A 6,812-nucleotide genomic window follows, 5' to 3' on the forward strand; every position below is an offset into this window, starting at 1 on the left:
CGCATGGTCGCCCGGGGCATCGTCGTCGAACCCGAACCGGGCCTCTTCGCGCTGCCCCAACCGAGCTCTCACGAATAGATAGCGCTGCCCAGACTCAGACCTGACGAACGCTCACAGAACACCCACTGAGAGCAGCCGTTGTGGGAAGAACAGCCGCCGATGACACGCGCGCGCTCGAACGGCAACTCCTGTCCGGGATGTGCGCCGGGGCCGCGATAGCCCCAGTCGTGCGTGTCCGGCAGCGTCGAGCTGTCGAGAAGCTCGCGAGGCCACCGTCCCGAGTCGAAGGAGCCATAGTCGGGCCCGGCCTCGACCACCACCACGGACAGGGACGAGTTCTCGAGCAGGCGCCCGGCGACGACCGCCCCGGCCGTGCCGCCTGGATCTGGCGGTCTTCCTCAGGGTCGAGGTCGGCGGGGTTGCGCAGGAACCAGCCGGTGCCCTGCCGGACCGTGAGCGCCCGAGCTTCGAAACCTGCCGGCTCGCGGCCGCCCGTTCCGGTATCGACATCATCGGCGCGAAGTTCGACCAGGACAGCTACCGGGAGGACCCCGTGGAGTGGCGCCGTTGACACCCACACCCTGACGAGCGGCCAGGAACCACCGGCATCCACACAGGCGCCCAAGGGGTCCGGCACCGAGATGGTGGCGGCACCCACATCGTCGCGCGTGACTCGGTGAGCCCGGTGGTCGTCAAGCGGTAGGGCTACAGGGTGTCCTCGCGCAGGACGACCCGGCTCTTGCCCGCGTCGATAGGGCAGGCGAAGCCTTTCGACTTGCCGTCGCGGTTTCTGATGCCACTTGACCTGCATGAATGAAATTTTCGGCAGGCGCAGTGTTCGAGTGTCAACGACGGCCGAATTCGGGATCAGGCACACTTTCCGTGATCGAAACCCCTGGTCAGTTGGCCAGCAGGATTCGTTTACTTATTGACTGAACTACGAGGGCTGTTTTTGCAGTTCAGGAGACAGGTCAAAGCTTGTGGGTCTACGGTCACTGCCCGTGATCTCAGATGAGGAAGCGCAACGGGATTTAGCGTCCCTGAGTGTTCCGGCGGTGGGGGCACTGGTGGCGACCGGCAGCCAGTGGGAGCCGTATCGCTTGGTCGATCCCGACGGCATTCCGGTTGAGGCGGTGGCTTCGTACTTCCGCGACTTGCAGGCGGCCGGACGCAGCCAGGCAACCGTTCGCTCCTACGGGTTGGACCTTCTGCGCTGGTTTCGGTTTCTCTGGGCGATCGACATGTCCTGGGAGCGGGCCACGCGGGTGGAGGCGCGGGACTTCTGTCGCTGGCTGCTGGTCGCTGGGAAGCCGACACGCCCGCACTGGCGGAGTGCCGACTCCTCGTCGCAGACCTCGTCGGGGGAGCCGTACGCGGCGTCGGTGCGGGCGCATAGCGAGACGGTGCTGCGCTGCTTCTACGGCTTCCACCTGGGCATCGATGGCAGCCCGATTCTGATGAACCCGTTTCCGTTGGATCGGTCACGACACGGCGGTCGGGCGTATGCGCACCACAATCCGATGGAGCCGTTCCCCAATGAGCGGGCCGGGCTTTATCGGCCGCGGGTTCCGAAGCGGGTCCCGCGCTCCATCCCGGATGAGGAGTTCAACGAGATCTTCGCCCGGCTGCCGTCGCATCGGGATCGGGCGCTGGTCGCGTGCTACGTCTCGACCGGGGCGAGGGCGTCGGAGCTGCTGTCGACGATGCAGGGCGGTGTCGATCCAGGACGGCAGCTGATCTCGGTGGTTCGCAAGGGCACCGGCGAACTGCAGGAGCTTCCGGCTTCCACGGATGCGTTCGTGTGGTTGCGGCTCTACCAGGTGGAGATGGATGGCCTGATCCCGAAGGGGAGACGGCTGCCGTTGTGGTGGACGCTGCGCCGGCCGTTCCGCCCGTTGACCTACCACGCAGCGCACCGCATGTTCGAGCGGGTCAACGATGCGGCGGGGACCTCGGCGAGGCTCCACGCCCTGCGGCATACCGCGGCCTATCGGATGGCCGAGGACCCGGGACTGCCGTTGACCGACGTCCAGTTCGTCCTAGGGCACGCTCACTTGACGACCACGCAGATCTACCTGACGCCTCGCAAGGAGGACGTGATCCGCAGGGTGCTGGCCCATCACGCCGAGCAAACCCGGCAGTCGGCCGCGCGCACGCTTGCGCCTCCCGCGCCGGGCTATCGGCCGGAGTCCCTGGACGTGCTGTTCGGCTCCAGAGCATGGTGAGCGCGGCCGCGGCCGTGTCGGCGTCACCGACGCGCTCGACCGGGCCGAGGCTGGGCCGTGAGGCGGTGCGCACGCGATTCCCGCCCCGTCCCATCGATGCGACCTGGTCGACCACGCAATGCGACCGCGAGACGGCGATTCGGTGGGCGACTGTTGCGCCGTTCGTGATCAGCAACCCAGTGGTCCAGGCCAAGCGTGTCCGGGGTCTGCGGCACCTGCTGGACTGGCTCGCCGGCCAGCCCGGCGACACCTGGCAGCAGCGGTGGACCAGCAGCGGCGCCGAGACTCTGGGCCCGAGGTGGAGGCAGAAGCCCGTTGCCTGGCTGGCAGAACAGGGACTGCGGTCGGCCTGGCTGCCATCGGAGCTGTCCTCAGCGCTGTTGGCGTTGATCTTCGCCGATGTGGTGCGACCAGCGCTGCGCTGGCTCGTCTGCGTGCCCTCGATCAAATCCGAACTGGCCGACGGCTTGGCCCTGGAGCGTGATCCCGGCGGATTCGGCCGGCTGCGCGAGCACTGCCGGACACACTCGGGGATCACCAAGCAGGCAGCGCGACTCACAGCACAACGCGCGGCGGTGATCGTCGCAGCTAAAGGCGGAACCCTGGCCGACATCACCGTCGGCGACGTACTGGAGTTGGTGGACACCGAGACCGAGACGCTGGCGGCCTGGCCTCGTGCCGTTCCGGTGTTCTATCAAGTGCTTCGCGATCTCGAGCTCCTTGGCGAGCAGGCTCCGCTGCGGTTCCGGCAACTGCGCACCGGCGGTCAGCTCACGCCCGAGCAGCTGGTCGACCGCTACGGGCTCCAGTGCCGCCCGATCCGGGACCTGCTGGTCGTCTATCTTCACGAACGCCAGCCGAGCCTGGATTACAACAGCTTGAGAGACCTGGCTTACTACCTGGCCCGGCGCTTCTGGCGAGATCTCGAAGTGCACCATCCGGGTATCGACTCGCTGCGCCTGGCGCCGGAGGTCGCCGCCGCGTGGCGGGAGCGGCTGCTGACCAAGCCGCCGCCCGGCAGTGACGCCGGTGAGCCGATCCCCCGGATCTCATACCGCGAATGCCTGGTCAAGGTTCGGGCGTTCTACCTCGATCTGTCCCAGTGGGCGCTGGAGGATCCTGCGCGCTGGGCGCCATGGGTCGCGCCGTGTCCGGTCGGACGCGACGACGTCGAGCATCGCAAAGCCAAGCGCCGCCATAAGGCACGCATGGACGCCCGCACTCGCGAACGCCTCCCGGTCCTGCCGGTGCTGGTCGCCACGGTCGAGCAGCGACGACTGGCGTCCGCGGAACTGCTGGCGGTGGCACAGAGGACAGAGCCGGGGCAGAGCTTCACCGTCGCCGGCCAGCATCTGACCCGTCTGCGGCCCTGGGCGGGAAAGCTGCTGGTGGCAGACACTGCCGACCACCGGCGCGACCTGCGACGCGAGGAGGAATACGCCTTCTGGGCATGGGCCGCCGTCAATGTGCTGCGCCTGACCGGGATCCGGATTGAGGAGTTGATGGAGGCCACCCATCACAGCCTGATCCAATACCGCCTGCCCACGACCGGCGAACTCGTGCCCCTGCTGCAGATCGCACCATCCAAGACCGACGCCGAACGGCTGCTGGTGGTCAGCCCTGAGCTGGCCGACGTGCTGTCCGCCATCATCGTCCGCGTCCGTGACGAGACCGGAACCGTTCCACTGGTCCCGGCCTACGACTGGCACGAGTGCATCTGGAGGCCACCCGCCCCGGTGCTGTTCCAGCGCAGGTTCGGCACCGAAAACCGGGCGATCAGCCACGGCACGATCCGCAAGATGATCCAGGCAGCCCTGGCCGACACCGGCCTGACCGACCCGGTCGATGGCGGGCCACTCAACTACACGCCCCACGACTTCCGCAGACTGTTCATCACCGACGCCATCCTCAACGGCCTGCCACCGCATATCGCCCAAGTCATCGCCGGGCACCGCGACATCAACGTCACGATGGGCTATAAGGCGATCTATCCCGAGGAATCGATCCAAGCGCACCTGGCATTCCTGGCCCGGCGCCGCAGCCTACGCCCGAGCGAGGAATATCGAGTCCCTACCGACGAGGAATGGGCCGAATTCCTCGGCCACTTCGAGCGACGCAAGGTCTCCACCGGCATCTGCGCCCGAGCCTACTCAACACCCTGCGTCCATGAACACGCCTGCTTGCGCTGCCCCATGCACTGGCCGGACCCCGCACAGCGACCGCGCATCGTCGACATCCGCGACAACCTCATCGCCCGGATCACCGAGGCCGAGCGAGAAGGATGGCTCGGCGAAGTCGAAGGACTCCGCATCAGCCTGGCCGGCGCCAACGACAAGCTCACCCAGATCGACCGCCGTCGCGCACCCGCCGTCGTGGACCTTCCAACCCCCACCATCCGTCGCGAGAACTGACTCCTTGAAGCCGCCCCTTCAAGATCGACAACAAGTTCAGAGAATGCGCAGGAGATCGGGGTTAGCGCGGCCGTGCATCTGTCGCTTGAGCATCTTACAAATTCTTGAAGCGGCTCATGTTCGGGCGGGCCAACTATGACCTCCTCCGAAAGTTGGCACTGCTGAACTGAGCCCTCGAGATCACCCACCGTTACGGCTCCCCATCAAACGCACCAGACCCATTCAGCGATGCGAGTCACACTCAAGCCTGCCCCAAGGCATTGCTCATCGAACCGTCCCAGGAGCTGACGCCGGCCGCCCCGCCCGCTGTGGTGACCCGGGTGGAGCTTGAGCCGAGGGCGCGCTGTCACCCAGCCCGTCGACCCCGGCAAGCGAGGGACGCCCGTCGAATCTCAGGCGCGCCAAGGCGCTGGCGGACGCCACGGCTCCAGGGGCGAGCGGGGCGCGAACCGCCGCCAGGAGTGTGGTCCGCCGTTGAGCGCATGGGGGTACGTTCGTGCCGGGCGTCGTCGGCGACGTGCGTGACTCCTCCTCGCATGGGGCTGTTCGTTGGAGTCCGGGCGGCTCCTCCCGGGTGCTCAGGCCGAAATGACCTGCTTCGCGGTCATGATCGCCGTCATGGCCTTCGGCCAGCCCACATAGAAGGCGAGGTGGGTGACGGCCTCGATGAGCTCGTTACACATCCAGGTAACGGACAGTGATACCTGCTTTCCACCTGTCGGCGCAGCGCGCCGTCGATCCCGGTCGCCTCCAGGGCTATCCCGGCACCGTCACGGCGGGCGGTCAGGAACGCCTGCCGCTCGCGCCGCGCCCGTAAGTCCATCCCTCCAGCAGAGCCGCACCCCGTGGGGACGCAACGGGCACTGCTGGCATACTCATCGTGATCCGGTCGCCGCGATAGCGCAAGTTATTCGGCAGTTGGCTGCCATGTGGATCTTTGGAGCGCCCTTGATGAGCACCGTCGTTATCGTGTTGTCGATCCTGCTTGGCCTGCTTTTCATCGGGACCGGCGGGGTCAAGGTGCTGAGTCTGCCGCAATCGCTGGCTATTCGCGATCATCTCGGGCTCCCGCCGAGATTGTGGCGATTGATCGGCGTATGCGAATCAGCCGGTGGTGTGGGGCTGCTCGCCGGGCTCGCGGTGCCGTTGTTCGGCGTGGCCGCGTCGATGGGGCTGGTCATGTTGATGGCGGGTGCAATCATCAGCCGGATCCGGGTGTCCGACTCGGTGGTGATGATATCCATCGACGTCCTGGTGCTGGCGTTGGTGGTGCTTCTCGTGATCTTACGTGCGTCGGCGTAATGGGCAGAACAGTCCACGTTCCTCATCCGGTTCAAACGGATGCTGTACCGATCCAGCCTCACGGAGCCTTCGTCGCTCACACCCACCTGTTTCTCGCCGGCACCCGCCATGAACCTTGGCTCTTCATTGGAGTATCTGTGGAAGGCCACGTTCTGCTGCCATGCCGCCGACGATCCGGCGGCGGAAGAGTGGGTGGCCGTCAAGGCGCTGGTGCTGCTGGCCGGGCGTGCCGCCGAGGCGGCCGGCCAGATCCGGGCTCAGGCCGATACCGAGGACCTGGACACTGAGCGACGCTGCGGGGCTGAGGCGAGCATCGGCTATCTGCGCGCCAAGCAGGAGTTCCTACGCTACGGCCGGGCGTTGGCGGCCGGGGGGCGCTGATCCTCACTCCAGCCGTGCGCCGCCGGACCACGTTCCAACTCTGCCGCCAGCCGCGCCAGCCGACGCTCATCCAGCCGGCACTTCTCCCCGCCCGGTCCCTTGGACGCCAACGCCTGCGTACGACCCTGCTGCCAGGCTCGATGCTACCGGCTGGCCGACATCCGCGTAATCCGGAACCGCCGGGCCACCTCCGGCGACACCCCTTGAGCGAACAGCTTCACCGCCTGCAGTCGTAATCGCTCCCGCCGCTCGCGCTCCTTGGCGCTCAGCCCGCCACCATGCGCATACCTCACCCACCGGGCATAACCCGGGTCCTGGACTATCCGGCCGGAATTGAACGATAAGCCTCCGCCGCAGGTCAGCCGGAGGGCCTGTCCAGTAAACGGTGTAACTCGATCTTGAATTAGTTCTATGGGGTGGTCGGGTTCAGGCGGCCTTCGAAGGTGATGGCGAAGGCGTTGAGAGCGGCTTTCCAGCGGGTGATCCAGCGTTT

General features: G+C 66.6%; 6 protein-coding genes. 4 read left to right on the forward strand and 2 right to left on the reverse strand.

The window, feature by feature from the left end; all coding sequences use genetic code 11:
- Positions 1–68: 68 nt before the first annotated feature.
- On the reverse strand, positions 69–323 hold the full coding sequence (locus tag KME78_RS63310) for a hypothetical protein (protein WP_372455140.1): 255 nt from the start codon (positions 321–323) through the stop codon (positions 69–71).
- Positions 324–1,067: 744 nt separating this feature from the next.
- Here KME78_RS63310 and KME78_RS63315 point away from each other — a divergent pair.
- From KME78_RS63315 to KME78_RS63330, 4 genes are all read left to right on the forward strand, one after another.
- On the forward strand, positions 1,068–2,225 hold the full coding sequence (locus KME78_RS63315; protein WP_219539894.1) for a tyrosine-type recombinase/integrase: 1,158 nt from the start codon (positions 1,068–1,070) through the stop codon (positions 2,223–2,225).
- Positions 2,219–4,636 (forward strand): tyrosine-type recombinase/integrase, encoded by a 2,418-nt coding sequence (locus KME78_RS63320; protein ID WP_219539895.1) that lies wholly within the window; start codon positions 2,219–2,221, stop codon positions 4,634–4,636. Before KME78_RS63315 ends, KME78_RS63320 begins: the two co-directional genes overlap by 7 nt.
- A gap of 951 nt (positions 4,637–5,587) precedes the next feature.
- Complete coding sequence (locus KME78_RS63325; protein WP_219539896.1) at positions 5,588–5,938, forward strand: DoxX family protein; 351 nt, start codon at positions 5,588–5,590, stop codon at positions 5,936–5,938.
- Between the two features lie 108 nt (positions 5,939–6,046).
- Positions 6,047–6,319 carry a hypothetical protein gene (locus KME78_RS63330; RefSeq protein ID WP_219539897.1) on the forward strand — a complete coding sequence of 91 codons (273 nt, stop codon included), beginning with the start codon at positions 6,047–6,049 and terminating at the stop codon, positions 6,317–6,319.
- Between the two features lie 143 nt (positions 6,320–6,462).
- On the opposite strand, the gene KME78_RS63335 is transcribed toward KME78_RS63330, so the two are convergent.
- Positions 6,463–6,612, reverse strand: a complete 150-nt coding sequence (locus KME78_RS63335; protein WP_219539898.1) for a hypothetical protein — start codon at positions 6,610–6,612, stop codon at positions 6,463–6,465.
- Positions 6,613–6,812: the final 200 nt, after the last annotated feature.

The sequence above is a fragment of the Nonomuraea guangzhouensis genome, from assembly GCF_019396345.1.
Classification (GTDB): domain Bacteria; phylum Actinomycetota; class Actinomycetes; order Streptosporangiales; family Streptosporangiaceae; genus Nonomuraea; species Nonomuraea guangzhouensis.

Excerpts from the sequence above, each read along its gene's own strand:
- KME78_RS63320 (WP_219539895.1), top strand. The coding sequence starts at position 2,219 with ATGGTGAGCGCGGCCGCGGCCGTGTCGGCGTCACCGACGCGCTCGACC.
- KME78_RS63325 (WP_219539896.1), top strand. The coding sequence starts at position 5,588 with ATGAGCACCGTCGTTATCGTGTTGTCGATCCTGCTTGGCCTGCTTTTC.
- KME78_RS63330 (WP_219539897.1), top strand. The coding sequence starts at position 6,047 with ATGAACCTTGGCTCTTCATTGGAGTATCTGTGGAAGGCCACGTTCTGC.